This window comes from Pinisolibacter sp. DMC100 (genome assembly GCF_056313705.1).
Genome location: NZ_JBQUZT010000001.1, coordinates 1,143,664 through 1,160,145 on the forward strand (window position 1 = coordinate 1,143,664; position 16,482 = coordinate 1,160,145).

Consider the following 16,482-nt stretch of genomic DNA (forward strand, 5'->3'; position numbering starts at 1 on the left):
AGAGGTCATGGTCCCGTTCGTCCGAAACCATCCCGCCCTGCGCTACGCGGTCCTCGTGACCGGCGCGCTGACGCTCGCCGGCGGTCTCGCCGGCTGCGCCCGCCCTCAGCCCGAGACGACCGGCACGGTCGACGTCGACGGCTACCGCACGCGCCATCCGATCGTCGTCGAGGAGGGCATGGAGACGCTGGACATTCCCGTCGGCATCCATTCCGACCGACTGACGGCGCAGACGGCCAACTCGGTCGAGGGCTTCGCCCGCGAGGCGCGGCGCAAGGGCGCGCGCGGCGTGGTCGTGCTGGTCCCGTCGGGCTCGGCCAACGAAGTCGGCGCCAAGCGGCTGTCCGACGACGTCGTACGGGCGCTCGGGCGCGGTGGCGTGCCGACCCATCTCGTCGAGCGTCGCCCCTATCCCGCGGAGGGTCCCGAGGACGTGGCGCCGATCCGTGTCGCCTATCCCCGCATCGTCGCCCGCGTTCCACACGAATGCGGCGAGTGGCCGGCCCCGGCCACGTCCGACTTCGGCAACGGCGACTACTGGAACTTCGGTTGCGCCACCCAGGCCAACATGGCGGCGATGGCCGACAACCCGGCCGACTTCGTCGCGCCGGCCCAGATCGGCGCACCCGATGCCACGCGGCGGGCCGGCGTCCTGCAGGCCTATCGCAAGGGCGAGAAGACCAAATCGCAGTTCGACCTGCCGTCGCCGAGCGTCGGTCAGGTGAATGGAGGCAGCGGCGGATGACCCTCGGCCACGATACACACGGCGCAAACCCGGACGACGTTCGCCCGGTCCCGCGCATCGCCATCCAGGCCTTCTGCGAGACCGCCGACGTCGCCCAGCTGCTCGAGGCCACGGCGGAGGACCGCCGCATGTCGCGTGCCCATCTGAAGATCCAGATGGGTGGTCTGCCGGCGGCCGTCGAGTTCTACGCCTCGGCGCCGACGCCCAATCTGGTCCTGGTGGAATCGCGCGGGCGGGCGCAGGACATCCTCACCCAGCTCGACGGTCTCGCCGACGTCTGCGATCCCGGCACCAAGGTCATGGTGATCGGCCACGTCAACGACGTGGTGCTCTACCGCGACCTCGTCCGCCGCGGCGTCAGCGAATACATCGTCATGCCGCTGACCATGTTCGACGTGGTCCGCGCCATCGGCGAGCTCTACGAGCACGCCTCGACGCCGCTCGGCCGCACCGTCGCGGTGATCGGCGCCAAGGGCGGCTCGGGGTCGTCGACGGTCGCCCACAACGTCGCCTGGGCTGTCGGCCGGCAGTTCGCCAACGACGTGATGATCGCCGACTTCGATCTGGCGTGGGGCACCGCCGGGCTCGACTTCAACCAGGATCCGACGCAGGGCATGCTCGAGGCGTTGAACTCGCCCGAGCGTCTCGACGAGGTGTTCCTCGACCGCCTCTTGACCAAGTGTTCCGACCGCCTGTCGATCCTGGCGGCGCCGGCGCTGCTCGACCGCACCTACGACCAGCGGGAGAACGACTACGACACGATCGTCGAGGTCGCCCGCTCGATCGTGCCGCTGGTCATCCTCGACCTGCCGCATCAGTGGTCGTCGTGGGTCCGGCGCCAGACCTGCGAGGCCGACGACGTCTTCCTGGTGGCGACCCCCGATCTCGCCAGTCTGCGCAACGCCCGCGCTCTGGTCGATGCGCTGAAGGGGGCCCGCCCCAACGACGCGCCGCCGCATCTGGTGCTGAACACCGTCGGCATGCCGAAGCGGCCCGAGATCAAGCCCGAGGAATTCGCCAAGGCGCTGGAACTCGAGACGCACGTCACCATCCCCTTCGATGCGGTCGCCTTCGGCAACGCCGCCAACAAGGGCCTGATGATCGGCGAACTCGATGCCAAGCACGCCGCCAACGAGGCCTTCGCACGGCTGGCGATGGTGGCGACCGGGCGCAAGGAAATCCGCAAGGGCAAGCGCGGCGCGTTCGACATCGCGCCGCTCCTGGCCAAGCTGGGCGTCGTCAAGGCGTCCTGATCGTTCGAGCGAGGTCGTGAGAGATGTTCGGTCGCCGAGGTTCGGGTGGTACGACGCAAGGGTTCGGACGGGCGGAACCGGCGATTCCGGCGCCCGCCGCATCTGCTCGCACGTCCGCGCCTGCTCGCGCGCCCGCGCCGCCGTCGCGGCCGTCGGCACCGGCCGGTGCCGATCCCAACCTGCCGCTGCCGCCCGGCCGCCAGCAGCAGGAGCGTCAGCGCTCGGAAGAGTACTACGACATCAAGTCGTCGATCTTTTCCGCCCTGATCGACACCATCGACCTGTCGCAGCTCGCCCGCCTCGATCCCGAATCGGCGCGTGAGGAGATCTCGGACGTCATCAACGAGATCATCCATCTCAAGAACCTGATGATGTCGATCGCCGAGCAGGAGGAACTGCTCGCCGACATCGTCAACGACGTCCTCGGCTACGGTCCGCTCGAGCCGCTGCTCGCCCGCGACGACATCGCCGACATCATGGTCAACGGCGCCGAGAAGACCTACATCGAAGTCAACGGCAAGGTGCAGCTGACCAACGTCCGCTTCCGCGACAATCAGCAGTTGATGAACGTCTGCCAGCGCATCGTCAGCCAGGTCGGCCGCCGCGTCGACGAGTCCTCGCCGATCTGCGACGCCCGTCTGCCCGACGGCTCGCGCGTCAACGTCATCGCCCCGCCGCTGGCGCTCGACGGGCCGGCCCTGACCATCCGCAAGTTCAAGAAGGACAAGCTGACGCTCGATCAGCTCGTCAACTTCGGCTCGGTGTCGCCGGAAGGCGCGCAGGTGCTGCAGGTGATCGGCAAGTCGCGCTGCAACGTCATCGTCTCGGGCGGTACCGGCTCGGGCAAGACGACGCTGCTCAACTGCCTGACCCTCTACATCGAGTCGACCGAGCGCATCATCACCTGCGAAGACGCCGCCGAACTGCAGCTGCAGCAGCCGCACGTGGTGCGTCTGGAGACCCGCCCGCCCAACATCGAGGGCGAGGGCCAGATCACCATGCGCGAACTCATCAAGAACTGCCTGCGCATGCGCCCCGAACGCATCATCGTCGGCGAAGTGCGCGGACCGGAGGCCTTCGACCTGCTGCAGGCGATGAACACCGGCCACGACGGCTCGATGGGCACGCTGCACGCCAACTCCCCGCGCGAGGCGCTCTCGCGCATGGAATCGATGATCACCATGGGCGGCTACGGCCTGCCCGCCAAGACCATCCGCGAGATGATCGCCGGATCGGTCGACATCATCGTCCAGGCGGCGCGCCTGCGCGACGGTTCGCGCCGCATCACCCACATCACCGAGGTGATCGGCCTGGAAGGCGACGTCATCACCACCCAGGACCTCTTCGTCTACGAGATCCTCGGCGAGGACGAACTCGGCCGCATCGTCGGCCGACACCGCTCGACCGGCATCGGCCGGCCGAAGATGTGGGAGCGCGCGCGCTACTTCGGCGAAGAGCGGCGTCTGGCCGAGGCGCTCGACCGCGCCGAGGTCCGCGAGGCCTGAGCGGCCGAAAAGGAGGGGCGAACGTGTTCGGACTCGACGTCGTGACCCTGGCTCTCGTCGCGCTGGTGACCCTTTCGGTCGGCGGCGTGATCTATGCCGTCTTCTACGAGAAGGTCGCCGACGACGTCGCCGCCAAACGGCTCGAGCGCATCGTCGAGTTCGGCGCCGCCAAGTCGGCCGAGGCGCAGGCGGCGGCCAACCAGCGCTCGAAGCGCTCGGTCCAGTCCGCCCTCAAGGAATTCGAGGAGAAGCAGAAGGCCAAGACCGCCGGCACCAAGCCGACACTCGCCATGCGACTGGCGCGCGCCGGTCTCGGCTGGGATCGCAAGACCTTCACCCTGGTGTCGATCGGCATCGGCGCGGTGATGGGCTTCGGCCTGCTCTTCCTGTCCGGACAGCTCTTCGTCGCACTCGGCGGCGCCGTCGTCGGCGGCATCGGCGTTCCGGCCTGGCTGCTCGATCATCTCGCCAAGCGACGGCAGAAGGCCTTCATCGCCGAACTGCCGACCGCGATCGACCTGATCGTGCGCGGCATCCGCTCCGGTCTGCCGCTCGGCGACTGCCTGCGGATGGTGGCGACCGAGACCAAGGACCCGGTCCGGGGCGAGTTCCGCACCATCATGGAGTCCCAGCAGATGGGCATCCCGGTGGGCGAGGCCTGTCTCAAGCTCTACGAACGCATCCCGCTGCAGGAGGCCAACTTCTTCGGCATCGTCGTCGCCATCCAGCAGAAGGCGGGCGGCAATCTCTCCGAAGCGCTCGCCAACCTGTCCAACGTTTTGCGCGAGCGCAAGAAGATGGCCGAAAAGATCCAGGCCATGTCGATGGAGGCCAAGGCTTCCGCCGCCATCATCGGCTCGTTGCCGTTCGTCGTCGGCGGTCTCGTCTTCCTCACCAGTCCGAGTTACATCACCATTCTCTTCGTCGCGACGAGCGGCAAGCTGATCCTGATCGGTGGGATGCTCTACATGGTGATCGGCATCTTCGTGATGCGCCAGATGATCAACTTCGACTTCTGAGGGCCCGCCATGTCGCTCCTCGAAACCTTCGCCGATCCGCAGACCCTGCTCGCCGGGGCGGTGGCGGCCGGCGTCGTGGTGACGGTGCTGACGGTCGGCTCCTCGATGCTCGAGCGCAACGAGATGGCGTCCCGCATGAAGGCGGTGGCGGGCGAGCGCGAGCGCCTCCGTGCCCGCGAACGCGCCCGTCTCGGCATCGACCGCGGCAAGACGCTGCGCGTCGAGCCCAAGACCTACATGAAGAACCTCGTCGAGAAGCTGCAGCTGAAGAACGCGCTGGCCGACGAGAAGACCGCCGACCGCCTGCGTCAGGCCGGCTTCCGCGGTCAGGCGCCGCTGACGGTGTTCCTGTTCGCGCGTTTCGTGCTGCCCTTCGCCGCCTTCGCCTTCGCGATGTTCTATCTCTTCGTGCTGACGAACCTCGCGACGCCGGGCAACATCAAGTTCATCTACGCGCTCGGTGCTGCGGGCCTCGGCCTCTATCTGCCGAACCTCTACGTCCAGAACGCCATCGGCAAGCGGCAGAAGTCGATCCGCCGCGCCTGGCCGGACGCGCTCGACCTGATGCTGATCTGCATCGAGTCCGGCATGTCGGCGGAGGCCGCCTTCCGTCGCGTCGCCGACGAGATCGGCGCGCAGTCGCTGCCGCTCGCCGAGGAGATGTCGCTGACGGCGGCCGAGCTCTCCTACCTCCAGGAGCGGCGCAAGGCCTACGAGAACCTCGCCTCGCGCACCGGGCTCGAGCCGGTCCGCGCCGTCACCACGGCGTTGATCCAGGCCGAGAAATACGGCACGCCGCTCGGTCAGGCGCTGCGCGTCCTGTCGGCCGAGAGCCGCGCCCAGCGCCTCTCGGAAGCCGAGAAGAAGGCGGCGGCGCTGCCGCCCAAGCTCTCGGTGCCGATGATCATCTTCTTCCTGCCGGTGCTCTTCATCGTCATCATCGGCCCCGCCATGATCCAGCTCTTCGGCTGGAAGTGAGCCCGCGCCGACGAGCACGAGGCGCGGGGCACCCGTGCAATATTAGAATTGACGAATATATTGGGTCGCGATACCACCGGCTCTGACGACAACGACGGATCGGGCGGCCGCGCGACGTGTGCGCCGCCGAGACCGGGAGACCTCACGATGAAAGACTGGCAGAAGATCGCCGCCGACATGACCGTCCTCCTCAAGGAGGTGCGCACCGGTGCGCCGGACGCGATGAAGGGCTTTTCGGCGCTGGCCGCCGGCGCGCTGAAGCCGGGCGTGCTCGACACCAAGACCAAGGAACTGATCGCCATGGCGATCTCCGTCACCGTGCGCTGCGACCCGTGCATCGCCTTCCACGCCAAGGCGGCGCGGGCGGCGGGCGCGAGCCGCGAGGAGATCATGGAGACGGTGGCGACCGCCATCTACATGGGTGCCGGTCCCGCCTACATGTATGCCGCCCAGGCGGTCGAGGCCTTCGACCAGTTCGGCGAGACCCCCGCGGCCGAGTGAGCCGCGACGAGATCCGCGACGAAACGAAGAGAGGGGCCGAAAGGCCCCTCTCGCGCATTCCGGGTCGCGACGTTCAGCCGGTCTTGCCGGCCTTCTCGATCTGCTTCCAGGTGTTGGGTTGGCTCAGCATCGAACGCAGATAGGCGATGTTGGCGTCCGCCTGCTCCTTCGGCAGCGCCTGGGTGGCGACGGTGCGCGCCTCCTCGAAGCGGCCCTGCAGACCGATCACCAGCGCCAGATTCTGGCGTACGCGACCGTCGGCATTCGGCCGACCGGCGGCGCGGCGCAGGATGCGTTCGGCCTCCGGCAGCTCGTTCGTCAGCACGAAGGAGAGGCCGTAGTTGTTGAGCACGGTCGGCTCTTCCGGCGCCAGCTGCAGAGCCGTCTCGTAGCGCTCGCGGGCGCCGCGCGGATCGCCCATCTGGTCGAGGATGGCGCCCTCGGCCGAGGTCAGGCGCCAGTCGGGCGTGCGCGGCGAGTTGGTCGCGCGCACCACCTTGAGTGCGGTGTCGAAGTCGCCCTTGTCGGCGAGCGCCTTGCCGTAGGCCGAGGCCACCGCCGGATCGTCCGGGCGCTGGAGCATGGTCTTCTGCAGCACGTCGACGGCCTGGGCGGCGCGGCCTTCGTTGCGCAGCGCGCGGGCGAAGGCGAGGGCGGTCGAGGGATCGTCGGGGTTCTGCTTGTAGCGGTCCGTCCATTCGGCCGCCGAGCCGATCGGGCCGAGATCCGGCGCGGTGCCGATCGAACCGGTGGTGGCCGGGTCGCCGGACTGCGGCTTGGCGCAGGCACCGAGCGCGAGGGAGGCGCCGAGCACCGCGGCCAGCGTCAGTGCGCGGCCCGCGAGGCGACCCTTCGCGAGCAGGGCTCCGTGCGGCGTGATGCCGATGGGGCGAGACATGATCCGACCTCCGAACGCGACGCCCCTCGCGCGACGGACGGGGCGACGAGGGTGACGGTCCAGTCATCTCACGTTAACCCTAACGAGGGGTTAAACGGCCATCTGCGCGGGGCTCCGTCGACGTCGACGCGCTGGACAGCGGTTCGCGAGCGTGGTGCATTCGCATCCTCCCCCCGAACTGCCGAGGACCTGCCCCGTGTCGCTCTCCGCCGCCGAAATGCCGATCCTGCCGCACGACGCCTCGCTCGCCACGCTGCCGATCCATCTCGTGACGCCCGACGGCCTCGCCACGCGGCTCGATGCGCTCGGCGAGCCGGTCGCCGCCTTCGCCCGCGCCAGCGGCTTCGAGGGCAAGGCCGGGCAGGTGCTGTTGCTGCCGGAGGCGAACGGCGCGATCGCCGGCGCCCTGTTCGGCCTCGGTCGGCGCGGCGAGGCGGCGCGCACCCCCTTCCTGCCCGGCAGGGCGGCGAGCCTGCTGCCCGCCGGCGTCTGGGCCTTCGCCGGCCCGCTCGAGGACGAGGGCCTGGCGACGCTCGCCTTCGCGCTGGAGGCATGGCGCTTCGGCCGCTACAAGGCGGCGCCCGACCGCGAGGTGCGGCTGGTCGCCGGCCCCGACGTCGACTTCGCCGCGGTGGCGCGCACGGCGGAGGCCGTCCGCCTCGCCCGCGATCTCGTCACCACCCCGGCCAACGACATGGGGCCGGAAGAGCTCGCCGCGGCGATCCGCGCCGTCTTCGAGCCGGTCGGCGGCAAGGTCTCGGAGGTGGTCGGCGACGATCTCCTCGCGGCGAACTTCCCCCTCGTCCATGCCGTCGGCAAGGGATCGGACCGCGCGCCGCGCCTCGTCGACGCGACCTTCGGCGATCCGTCGCACCCGAAGGTGACGCTGGTCGGCAAGGGCGTCTGCTTCGACACCGGCGGCCTCGACATCAAGCCCGACAGCGCCATGCTGCTGATGAAGAAGGACATGGGCGGTGCGGCCAACGCGCTGGCGCTCGCCAGGATGATCATCGAGGCGGGGCTTCCCGTGCGGCTGCGCCTGATCGTGCCGGCGGTGGAGAATTCGGTCTCCGGCCGCGCCTTCCGTCCGAGCGACGTGGTGCCCTCGCGCAAGGGGCTGACGGTCGAGGTCGGCAACACCGACGCCGAGGGACGCCTCGTGCTCGCCGACGCTCTCGCGCTCGCCGACGAGGAGGCGCCCGACCTGCTGGTCGACCTCGCCACCCTGACGGGCGCGGCCCGCGTCGCGCTCGGGCCGGAGATCCCGCCCTTCTACACCGACGACGAGGGGCTCGCCGCCGACGTCGCGGCGGCGTCCGTTGCGGTCTTCGATCCGCTGTGGCGCATGCCGTTGTGGCCGGGCTATCGGGCGATGCTCGACAGCCGGATCGCCGACACCAACAACGTCTCCTCGGGCGGTTTCGCCGGCTCGATCACCGCGGCGCTGTTCCTGCAGAAGTTCGTCGAGAACACCACCGCCTGGGCGCATTTCGACATCTACGCCTGGACGCCGTCGGCCAAGCCCGGCCGCCCGGAAGGCGGCGAGGCGCAGGCGATCCGCGCCCTCTTCGCGGTGATCGCGGCGCGCTGGCCGAAGGTGTGAGGCTTCAGGCGGCGATCAGCTTGACGCCGACGATCGCCAGGATCGCCGCCAGCGCGAGGCGCAGGGCGGGTTCCGGCAGGCGCGGGCCGATCATCGAGCCGACGATCACCCCCGGTACCGAGCCGACCAGCAGCGTCGCCAGCAGCCCGAGGTCGACCGAGCCGATCAGCCAGTGACCGGCTCCGGCGATCAGCGTCAGCGGCACGGCATGGGCGATGTCGGCGCCGATCAGCCGGGCGATCGGGCGGTGGGAATGCAGCACCAGGAGCGCCGTCATGCCGATCGCCCCGGCACCGACCGACGAGATCGAGACGACGACGCCGAGCACCGCGCCGAGCCCGATCGTGCCCCAGCCGCCGAGCCTCTCGTCGAGCGGGGCGGCGCCGACGCGGCGATCGGCGAAGCGCCGCAGGGCGCGGCGGAAGATCAGAGCGCAGGCGGTGACGATCAGCATCGCCCCGAGCACGTCGGAGACCAGCTTCGCGTTGCCGCCGCTCGACGCCTGGACATGCGCCAGCGCCCACAGCGTCAGGATCGTCGCCGGGATCGAGCCGGTGGCGAGCAGTCGCGTCACCGTCCAGTCGACCGTCTTGTTGAAACCGTGCACGCCCATGCCGACGGTCTTGGTCGCCGCCGCGAACAGGAGGTCGGTGCCGACCGCCGTCACCGGATGAACCCCGAAGAGCAGCACCAGCAGCGGCGTCATCAGCGACCCGCCGCCGACGCCGGTCATGCCGACCAGCAGGCCGACACCGAGCCCGGACAGGGCGAAAGCGGGTTCGATCGACGACAGGAGCGACAATGGCTTTCCTCGAAGAGACGCGGCGAACCGGGCCGTGGAGCATGATGTTCCACGACGATCGGCTCGCGCGACTATCCGATGTCCGGCCGCGCCGAACAAGCCAAGGCGTCGCGTCGATCGCCTCGTCGTCGGAAGCGAATTGCGCGCAGGCGCCCCTCGGAGGAATGCCGACCCGTCAGGTCGGTTCGGCGGCGTCGGCCGAGTCGACGGCGGCGAAGCCCAGCGCGAAGGCGGCGAGCGCCTCGCAGGCATGCGCCACGTTGGTCTTCAGCGTCGCCGGCGACGCCCCGCGCGGCCCGAAGTCGTGGCTGCCGTCCTCGATCCATTCGAAGCGGGTCCTGTCGCCGACCGGCAGTGCCTCGACCTCGATCCGCGAGCCGAATTCGTCGCGCTCGCCCTGGAGGACCAGCGTCGGCAGGAGCCCGTTCTGCAGGGGCGCGAGGCGGATCTCCTCCGGCCGACCGGGGCCGTGGAAGGGATAGCCGAGGCAGGCGACGCCGGCGACCGCCTCCGGCAGCGCCTCGCCGGCGGTGATGGCGGCGACGCGGCCGCCCATCGACTTGCCGCCGACGACGATCGGGCCGACCCGTTCGGGCGCGGCGAGCACCGCCTCGACCGCGGCGCGGAACTCGCTCGAGAGCTTCTCGGCCTTCGGCGGCGGGAACTTCTTCCCCGTCGTCCGCCGCTTCGCCATGTAGGCGAACTCGAAGCGGGCGACCGCCAACCCGTGGGCGGCGAGGCCCTCGGCGATCCGGTTCATGAAGGCCGAATCCATCGGCGCGCCGGCGCCGTGGGCGAGGAGGACGGTGGCGCGCGGGCTGTCGCCGACGGTCCAGAGCAGGGTGGTCGCGGTATCGGTCACGTGTCTCTTCTCAGTAGTAGCCGCGCGGGAACCAGCGCAGATAGAGTTCGGCGAGCCGGCCGTCGGTCGCCGCCTTGCGCAGCGCCCAGTCGAGATGGCGCTTGAGGCGTGGATTGGCCTTGGGCACGGCGATGCGGAAGCCCTCGCCGAACACCGCCGGCTCGTTCCACGGTCCGCCGACGAAGGCGCAGCAGCCCTTGGAACTCGCGCCGTCGAGCCAGAACGACAGGCCGATGGCGTCGCCGAAATGGGCGACGACACGGCGTTCCCGCACCGCCTCGCGCGCCGCCGTCTCGTCCGGATAGGCGGCGATCCGCGCCTTGGGGAAATGGGAGAGCGCATAGGCCTCGTGGACCGAGCCGGAGACGACCGAGATCCATCGCCCCTCGAGCCCTTCCGGCGTCGGGGTGACGGCCTCGTCCTTCAGCGCGACGAATCGGCCCGGCGTCGTCAGATAGGCGTCGGTGGTGTCGAGCCGATCGCGCAGCTCCGGGCCGACGGCGAGCCCGGCCATGATCGCGTCGCCGCGCTTGTCCATGAGGGCGGGAACCAGATCGCCGAAGGGCCGCATCTGGATCGCGCAGGTCGCGCCGATCTCCTCGCACAGCACCCGCGCCAGATCGACGTGATAGCCCATCAGCCGGCCGCTGGCGTCGAGGAAGGACAGGGGCGGGTGGTCGCCGGTGACGAGGAAGCGGATCGACTGAACCTCACCGATCGGCTTCGCCGGCCGCACGTCCGGATCCCAGAACAGCGGTCGGAACGGGATCGCCTCGGCCGTCGCCGCGGCGCTCGGCGCCGGCGTGGCTTCCGCCGCGGTAACCGCTGGTGCGCGCAATGCGAGCATCGCGATCAGCAACAATCCGAGAGCGACAGGGCGTCGGGAATTTGCAATCATGGCGCGTCTCGGGTTGCGGGTACGGGTGTCGGTGGGCGCGTCGCGCGAAGGCTTCGATTCCCATGGCCCTCGTGTTGGGGAGAAAGCGCCATTCGGCACTTCGATTCAAGTCCTTCGAGCGACGACCACCCGATCGGCCGCCCCGCGCCGGTCCCGGTGCTGCCTTTCCGCCCGCGCCGCGACGACTGGCGGCAGGTGGCGCGCGACCTCGGCGTCGCCCACCTCGAGGCGATCGCCGTCGATCCCGAACCGGACGATGTCGTTCCGCCGCCGCCGGCCGTCTTCGCCCGTGCCGACACGATCATGGTTCCGGGCGCCGAGGGCGGGCCGGCGGTGATGGTGATCGCGCCGAGCGCCGAGAAACGCGCCGCCACCGCGGCCTTCCTCGCCGCCCATCCGGCAGAACGCCGCCGCATCGCCGTCGCCGCGCCGCGGGTGATCCGCCGCGCCCTGATCGAACGCTGGGCCCAAGCGCTCGGCCGGCGCGCGGTCCGGGCGATGCTCGACCGTGACCCGCTGCTGTCGGCGGCATGCCTGCCGAGCCTCGGTCGGCCGCTCCTCGCCGTCGCCGGCTTCCTCGCCCTCGGCGCGACGGCGCTCGGCTCGCCGGGGCCGGTGACGGCGACCTGGACCTTCGTCTTCCTGATGATCGGTCTCTTCCGCCTGCTCGTCGCCGAGACCGGCCAGCCGCCCCCGCCCCCGCCACTCGCCGACGGCGATCTGCCACGCTTCGCCGTGCTGGTGCCGATCCATCGCGAGGAGGCCGTCGTCGCCGATCTGGTGGCGGCGCTGTCGCGGCTCGACTATCCCGCCGACCGCCTCGACCTGCGGCTGGTGGTGGAAGCCGACGACCTCGCCACCCGTGCCGCCGCCGAGCGTGCGGTCGAAGGCACCGCGGTCGACATGGTGATCGTGCCGCCGTCGCTGCCGCGCACCAAGCCGAAGGCGCTCGACTTCGCGCTCGCCACCGTCGATGCCGACTTCGTCACCGTCTACGACGCCGAGGATCGCCCCGACCCCGACCAGCTGCGCCGCGCCGCCGCCGTCTTCGCCCGCGGGTCCGACGATCTCGCGGTCGTCCAGGCGGCGCTCGAGATCGACCATGCCGCCGACGCGCGGCCCTGGCTGGTGCGCCAGTTCGAGATCGAATACGCCATGCTCTTCCATGGTCTCCTGCCGTGGCTCGCCGAGCGTCGCCTGTTCCTGCCGCTCGGCGGCACCTCGAACCACTTCCGCCGCGACGCGCTCCTCGCCGTCGGCGGCTGGGATCCGCACAACGTCACCGAGGACGCCGACGTCGCCGTGCGCCTCGTCCGCGCCGGTTGGCATGCCGGCGTCGTCGCCTCGGCCACCCGCGAGGAGGCGCCGACCGATCTCGCCGCCTGGTTCGCCCAGCGCACCCGCTGGATGAAGGGTTGGATGCAGACCTGGCTCACCCACATGCGCCGGCCGCGGCGGCTGCATACCGAACTCGACCTGCGCGACGCGGTCGCCGTCCACATCGTGCTCGCCGGTCAGGTCCTGTCGGCGGCGACCTTCCTGCCGAGCCTCGTCCTGGTGGGACTGCAGCTCGCCGGGGTGCTGCCGCTCCTCCACGATTCGGGGATCGACGAGGACGTCTTGACGTTCGCGGCGCTGACGGCCTTCGCCACCGGCCTCGTCGGGGCGCTGATCCTCGCCCTGACGGTGGCGTCTCGCGTCGGCCGACGCTTCCGCCTCGTCGATCTGGCGACCATGCCGGTCTACTGGTGCGCCATTTCCCTCGCCACCTACGCCGCGATCGTCGAGCTGCTGCGCGACCCCGCGCATTGGAACAAGACGCCGCACGGCCTCGCCGCCCGCCTCGCCGAAGACGGGGAGGCGACGACGCCGCAGCCGACCGACGCCCGCGAGGGCTTGCACGGAGCCCCCGCCGAAGGGTAAGAGAGGTTGCCTCGAGCGGGTGTAGTTCAGAGGTAGAACGTCAGCTTCCCAAGCTGAATGTCGTGGGTTCGATCCCCATCGCCCGCTCCAGTTCATCACATTGAAACTGTTGAGTTTTCAGCTTCGGCCATGGTCGAAGCCTGGGGTTGGTTGTCTGCTCGGGTCACCAATAGGTCACCAAACGGAGCGAGGTCACCACGAGTCGCGGCTCGACGACCTGCGGCGCCCGCCCCCTGCCGAGGTGGCCTTTCGAGGTTGCTGGACGCGATTTCGGCCCACTCCCCTTCGAAAACCCCTTTCCCCTTGGCAATCCATTCCACGGCACGACGTCCGAGGGCGTCGCCCCTTGCTCTGCCGTAGCATCCTTTTCTTCTATGAGGAAAAGAGCCGTCCAAGCCGTCCAACGCCGTCCATCATCAATTTTATCAATGAGTTGAACCGTCGCGAAAACGACCGCTTGCTGTCCGCCTGCCGTCCAACGCCGTCCACCGATCGCGCACGCCCCGGCCTTGGTTGACCTTGGGGCGGTGGTCGCCGGTAGTAGGTCGCAGCAAATGCCGGGGCCGATTGGTCGGTTGACGAGAAGGGCAACCGTTGCGGGTGCCGGACGTCGGTAGCCGTCAACCTCGTCAACCGTCATCCGGCAAAAACCAACTGACGGTTTCCAGCGGCTGCGGGCACCCGCACCACCGCCAGGATGGGGTACGGTCCCTAGACCGGGGGGGGGCTGGGCGATGTGTGCGAGCAGCACGGATCGACGCGTGCGGCGAACCGACCCGTGTACCGGGTGTGCGCCGCTGCACTGCCCAAACTCGGCGGGCCGCGGCCCCGTGCCCTGGTCGATTGGGTCGTACGGTCCCTTGGTGGGGGGGGTGCCATGGGGGCGCCACCACCGCCCGCCGGCCCCGTCATGGGCAGTGTCGGGCGGTGGTGCCTTCCAGCGGACAGAGGGGCGCGGGGAGGCTGGCCGGTCGAGCAGGGTTCAGCGCGCGGCGGGAGCGATCGAGATCGTTCGCGTTCCGGAGTGCCGGCGCTCGACGGCGAAACCACGCGCACGAAGCACGGGCGCGATGCGGTCGATCCGGTTTCCGAGAGACGAGGCCGTCGCCGGCCATAGCTTCGTCCGCTTGATGAACTCGGCGGCGCGGGTGTTGAGGGCGGCGAGAAGATCGGTCGCCGACCCGTTCCAACCTGTCGGGTAGTCGTTCCGGATGAAGTTCACGATGGCGACTGCAACCGGATCGGCCTCGAATGTCGTCTCGGTCGCGTCCTCTTGGTTCGCCTGATAGGCAGCGAGGAACGATCCGGGCTCGAAGCCGAAGCCCGGCTCGCAGGCGACCGCGAACTCGGCGAAGTCCGCCATGCGGGGCAAGCGATCGAGCTTCACCGACGGCAGGCGGTGCAAGCCCGTCGAGAAGGCGTCGAGGAGCGCACCGAGCACGCGCGGTGCAACGACGGCCCAATCCGCCCAGAAATCCCGCTCCGAACGGCGCTCGTCCTCGGCGATCGGCCGCAGGCGAACCGTCACGGCACGCGAGGCGAGGTCGGGACGGTCGGTCAGGCTCGGAATCCCGTTCAAAATGATTGGTCGAATGGCCTGAAGAACCATCTCGTCTCGGTCGGTGTGCAACATGCGAGATGCGAAGCCGCCGCCGGTTGAGAGGCGGCAGAGGGCATCCGAGAGCCACGCCGGCACGCTCGACAGATTGTCGAGGCCGAGCACGTGGGAATTGACGGCGCCGACCACAAGATCGCGGTCGTCTTTCGGCACGGCGCGGATTGGAGAGGCATTCGGATCGACGAGAGAGCGCACCAAGCGCGAGATCGTCGACTTGCCCGTACCCTGTTCGCCCGCGAAGACGAGGACGGGATAGGGGCCGGAAGAGCGCAGCGCCGCAACGATCCAGGCGACGAGAAGTAGGAAGTCTTCCTCGCGCTCGACATTGACGAACCGGCGAAGCTCTTCGATGCCGTAGCCCGCTTCGGGTTCGACCAGCGCCCACATTTGGCCGGACCGCACGAAGGCGACGGGCGGGCGATCGACCATGCGCCAGCCGTCGGCGTCGACCTCGATCGCGCGCCAGGTGGAATCGACGAGGTCGAGATAGGCCCGCCCGTCCGCCTCGCCGACCCGGAGGCACGGCACCCGCTCCGGCCCCTCGGAATAGGCACGGGCCTCGAGGACGCGAATGGTGTCGTCGAGGGCTTGTCCGCCTGGTGCTAGGCCGGTCTCCTCGTAGCTCCTCACCGACAACCACCGCCGGAAGGCCTTCGACGACAGCGACCAGCTCTCGCGGTGGCCGCCGACGGGGAACGTCGCGAAGCACTCGCCCGCCTCGTCGTGCCACAGGTCGACGAAGGTGCAGAGGCTCATGAGCTGGTCGCGCTGTGCCGGTCGGCGCTGGCGGCCGGCGGCGTTCGCCTCGTCGTCTTCGGTCTTGGGCTTCGCCCGCGCGGTGGTCTTCGTCGGCGCGCGCACGGGCTCGGGCTTCACCACCGCCACCGGTCGCGCCGTTGCGACGAATGCGTCGGCGCGCGCGGTGGTCCACCCGTCTGCCTCGGCGTCGGCTGCATCCCACCCTTCGCTGACGCCATCCGGAGGCGTCAGGACTGCAACGAACGTCGCGCCGGCATCTCGGACCATCGAGGCGACGGCGTCGGCATAGGCGCCTCCGGCCGCGTCGGCATCCGGCCAGATCACGACGCGCCGGCCGGAGAGCGGCGACCAGTCGGCTTTCGCAGCGCTCTTCGACCCGTTCGGCGAGGTCACCACGACGTGACCGGGGAGAAGCCGCGCGGCGGCATCCGCCGCCTTCTCGCCCTCGGTGACGACGACGGGTGCCTTCGGCTGCTCGGTGAGGCGGTCGAGGCCGTAGAGCGGGCGCGGCGACGGCCATGCCTCCCACCGCCATTCGCGGCGGTGGTCGCGGTCGCGCTCCCACAGAGTGACGGGGCGGAATTGCTTCGATCCGTCGGCCGCGTCGAAGCGATTGGCGAGCCCCAGGAGCGCGCCGGAGGCATCGGCATAGAACCACCGCCCCGACGGCTTGCCGAGGCTAGGGTGTGCCTCCGGCGGCGCCGGAGCGTCGTCGGGAACCGGCGTGAGGCAGCGCCAGCCGTCGGCGCGTTTCTTCGGAGCGGGGGCGGTGGTGGCGACGAGCGGGGCGAACGGATTATTCGTAGACATCGCATGCCACCATCTCGGCTACACGTCTGGCAGCCTCGCCCATGTCGCCACCGCAGAAGAGGAAGGCGGCGAGGGCGACGAGATCGCCGCCCCTGTCGCCGGTCGAGAAGTCACCCCACCGACCGGTGCGCAGGTTCACCTTGAACGAGCCCGGGCGGTGGTCGGCGCGGGTCGGGTTGCGCGCGACCCATTCGGCGCCTTCGCGGCGCCCGTCGGGCAACCACCGCGTGACGATCTGATCGGCGCGGTCGAGCGCTGCCTCGGCGATCCGGGCGAAGGCGATGCGACGATGTGATTTCGGCATGGTG

The 16,482-nt window shown here is 69.9% G+C and carries 14 protein-coding genes and 1 tRNA gene; 9 read left to right on the forward strand and 6 right to left on the reverse strand.

What is annotated here, in order from left to right; all coding sequences use genetic code 11:
- Positions 1–7: 7 nt before the first annotated feature.
- The 6 genes from ACT541_RS05255 (at position 8) to ACT541_RS05280 (ending at position 6,001) form a co-directional block, all read left to right on the forward strand.
- Positions 8–745, forward strand: coding sequence for a CpaD family pilus assembly protein (locus ACT541_RS05255; RefSeq protein ID WP_476134835.1), 738 nt, complete (start codon positions 8–10; stop codon positions 743–745).
- Positions 742–1,998: a CpaE/TadZ family protein gene (locus ACT541_RS05260; protein ID WP_476134837.1), complete on the forward strand. Its 1,257-nt coding sequence runs from the start codon at positions 742–744 to the stop codon at positions 1,996–1,998. Before ACT541_RS05255 ends, ACT541_RS05260 begins: the two co-directional genes overlap by 4 nt.
- 23 nt (positions 1,999–2,021) lie before the next feature.
- Positions 2,022–3,503: a CpaF family protein gene (locus tag ACT541_RS05265; RefSeq protein WP_476134839.1), complete on the forward strand. Its 1,482-nt coding sequence runs from the start codon at positions 2,022–2,024 to the stop codon at positions 3,501–3,503.
- A gap of 23 nt (positions 3,504–3,526) precedes the next feature.
- On the forward strand, positions 3,527–4,522 hold the full coding sequence (locus ACT541_RS05270; RefSeq protein WP_476134841.1) for a type II secretion system F family protein: 996 nt from the start codon (positions 3,527–3,529) through the stop codon (positions 4,520–4,522).
- Positions 4,523–4,531: 9 nt separating this feature from the next.
- The gene (locus tag ACT541_RS05275) at positions 4,532–5,500 is read left to right on the forward strand and encodes a type II secretion system F family protein (RefSeq protein WP_476134843.1); all 969 of its coding nucleotides are present in this window, start codon (positions 4,532–4,534) and stop codon (positions 5,498–5,500) included.
- Between the two features lie 147 nt (positions 5,501–5,647).
- On the forward strand, positions 5,648–6,001 hold the full coding sequence (locus tag ACT541_RS05280) for a carboxymuconolactone decarboxylase family protein (RefSeq protein WP_476134845.1): 354 nt from the start codon (positions 5,648–5,650) through the stop codon (positions 5,999–6,001).
- Between the two features lie 73 nt (positions 6,002–6,074).
- Here the strand turns inward: ACT541_RS05280 and ACT541_RS05285 are convergent, their stop codons facing one another.
- Entirely contained in the window at positions 6,075–6,899 is an 825-nt protein-coding gene (locus tag ACT541_RS05285; protein ID WP_476134847.1) for a tetratricopeptide repeat protein, read from the reverse strand.
- Between the two features lie 217 nt (positions 6,900–7,116).
- On the opposite strand from ACT541_RS05285, the gene ACT541_RS05290 reads away from it, so the two are divergent.
- On the forward strand, positions 7,117–8,502 hold the full coding sequence (locus ACT541_RS05290) for a leucyl aminopeptidase family protein (protein ID WP_476136038.1): 1,386 nt from the start codon (positions 7,117–7,119) through the stop codon (positions 8,500–8,502).
- A gap of 4 nt (positions 8,503–8,506) precedes the next feature.
- On the opposite strand, the gene ACT541_RS05295 is transcribed toward ACT541_RS05290, so the two are convergent.
- The 3 genes from ACT541_RS05295 to ACT541_RS05305 all read right to left on the reverse strand — a co-directional run bounded on the left by ACT541_RS05295 (position 8,507) and on the right by ACT541_RS05305 (position 11,004).
- A complete protein-coding gene (locus ACT541_RS05295) occupies positions 8,507–9,304 on the reverse strand; it encodes a sulfite exporter TauE/SafE family protein (protein ID WP_476134849.1) in 798 nt (265 codons plus the stop codon).
- 175 nt (positions 9,305–9,479) lie between these two features.
- Entirely contained in the window at positions 9,480–10,166 is a 687-nt protein-coding gene (locus tag ACT541_RS05300) for an alpha/beta family hydrolase (RefSeq protein WP_476134851.1), read from the reverse strand.
- Positions 10,167–10,176: 10 nt separating this feature from the next.
- Positions 10,177–11,004, reverse strand: coding sequence for a transporter substrate-binding domain-containing protein (locus ACT541_RS05305; protein ID WP_476134852.1), 828 nt, complete (start codon positions 11,002–11,004; stop codon positions 10,177–10,179).
- A gap of 216 nt (positions 11,005–11,220) precedes the next feature.
- Here ACT541_RS05305 and ACT541_RS05310 point away from each other — a divergent pair, with 216 nt between their 5' ends.
- A complete protein-coding gene (locus tag ACT541_RS05310; protein WP_476134853.1) occupies positions 11,221–12,987 on the forward strand; it encodes a glycosyltransferase in 1,767 nt (588 codons plus the stop codon).
- Between the two features lie 15 nt (positions 12,988–13,002).
- Positions 13,003–13,077 (forward strand) — tRNA-Gly (locus ACT541_RS05315).
- Positions 13,078–13,969: 892 nt separating this feature from the next.
- Here the strand turns inward: ACT541_RS05315 and ACT541_RS05320 are convergent.
- Both ACT541_RS05320 and ACT541_RS05325 read right to left on the reverse strand, forming a co-directional pair.
- On the reverse strand, positions 13,970–16,174 hold the full coding sequence (locus ACT541_RS05320) for a DUF6371 domain-containing protein (protein ID WP_476134855.1): 2,205 nt from the start codon (positions 16,172–16,174) through the stop codon (positions 13,970–13,972).
- A complete protein-coding gene (locus ACT541_RS05325; protein WP_476134856.1) occupies positions 16,161–16,478 on the reverse strand; it encodes a hypothetical protein in 318 nt (105 codons plus the stop codon). Before ACT541_RS05325 ends, ACT541_RS05320 begins: the two co-directional genes overlap by 14 nt.
- Positions 16,479–16,482 lie beyond the last annotated feature (4 nt).

Excerpts from the sequence above, each read along its gene's own strand:
- ACT541_RS05255 (WP_476134835.1), top strand. The coding sequence starts at position 8 with ATGGTCCCGTTCGTCCGAAACCATCCCGCCCTGCGCTACGCGGTCCTC.
- ACT541_RS05260 (WP_476134837.1), top strand. The coding sequence starts at position 742 with ATGACCCTCGGCCACGATACACACGGCGCAAACCCGGACGACGTTCGC.
- ACT541_RS05265 (WP_476134839.1), top strand. The coding sequence starts at position 2,022 with ATGTTCGGTCGCCGAGGTTCGGGTGGTACGACGCAAGGGTTCGGACGG.
- ACT541_RS05275 (WP_476134843.1), top strand. The coding sequence starts at position 4,532 with ATGTCGCTCCTCGAAACCTTCGCCGATCCGCAGACCCTGCTCGCCGGG.
- ACT541_RS05280 (WP_476134845.1), top strand. The coding sequence starts at position 5,648 with ATGAAAGACTGGCAGAAGATCGCCGCCGACATGACCGTCCTCCTCAAG.
- ACT541_RS05285 (WP_476134847.1), bottom strand. The coding sequence starts at position 6,899 with ATGTCTCGCCCCATCGGCATCACGCCGCACGGAGCCCTGCTCGCGAAG.
- ACT541_RS05290 (WP_476136038.1), top strand. The coding sequence starts at position 7,117 with ATGCCGATCCTGCCGCACGACGCCTCGCTCGCCACGCTGCCGATCCAT.
- ACT541_RS05320 (WP_476134855.1), bottom strand. The coding sequence starts at position 16,174 with ATGTCTACGAATAATCCGTTCGCCCCGCTCGTCGCCACCACCGCCCCC.
- ACT541_RS05325 (WP_476134856.1), bottom strand. The coding sequence starts at position 16,478 with ATGCCGAAATCACATCGTCGCATCGCCTTCGCCCGGATCGCCGAGGCA.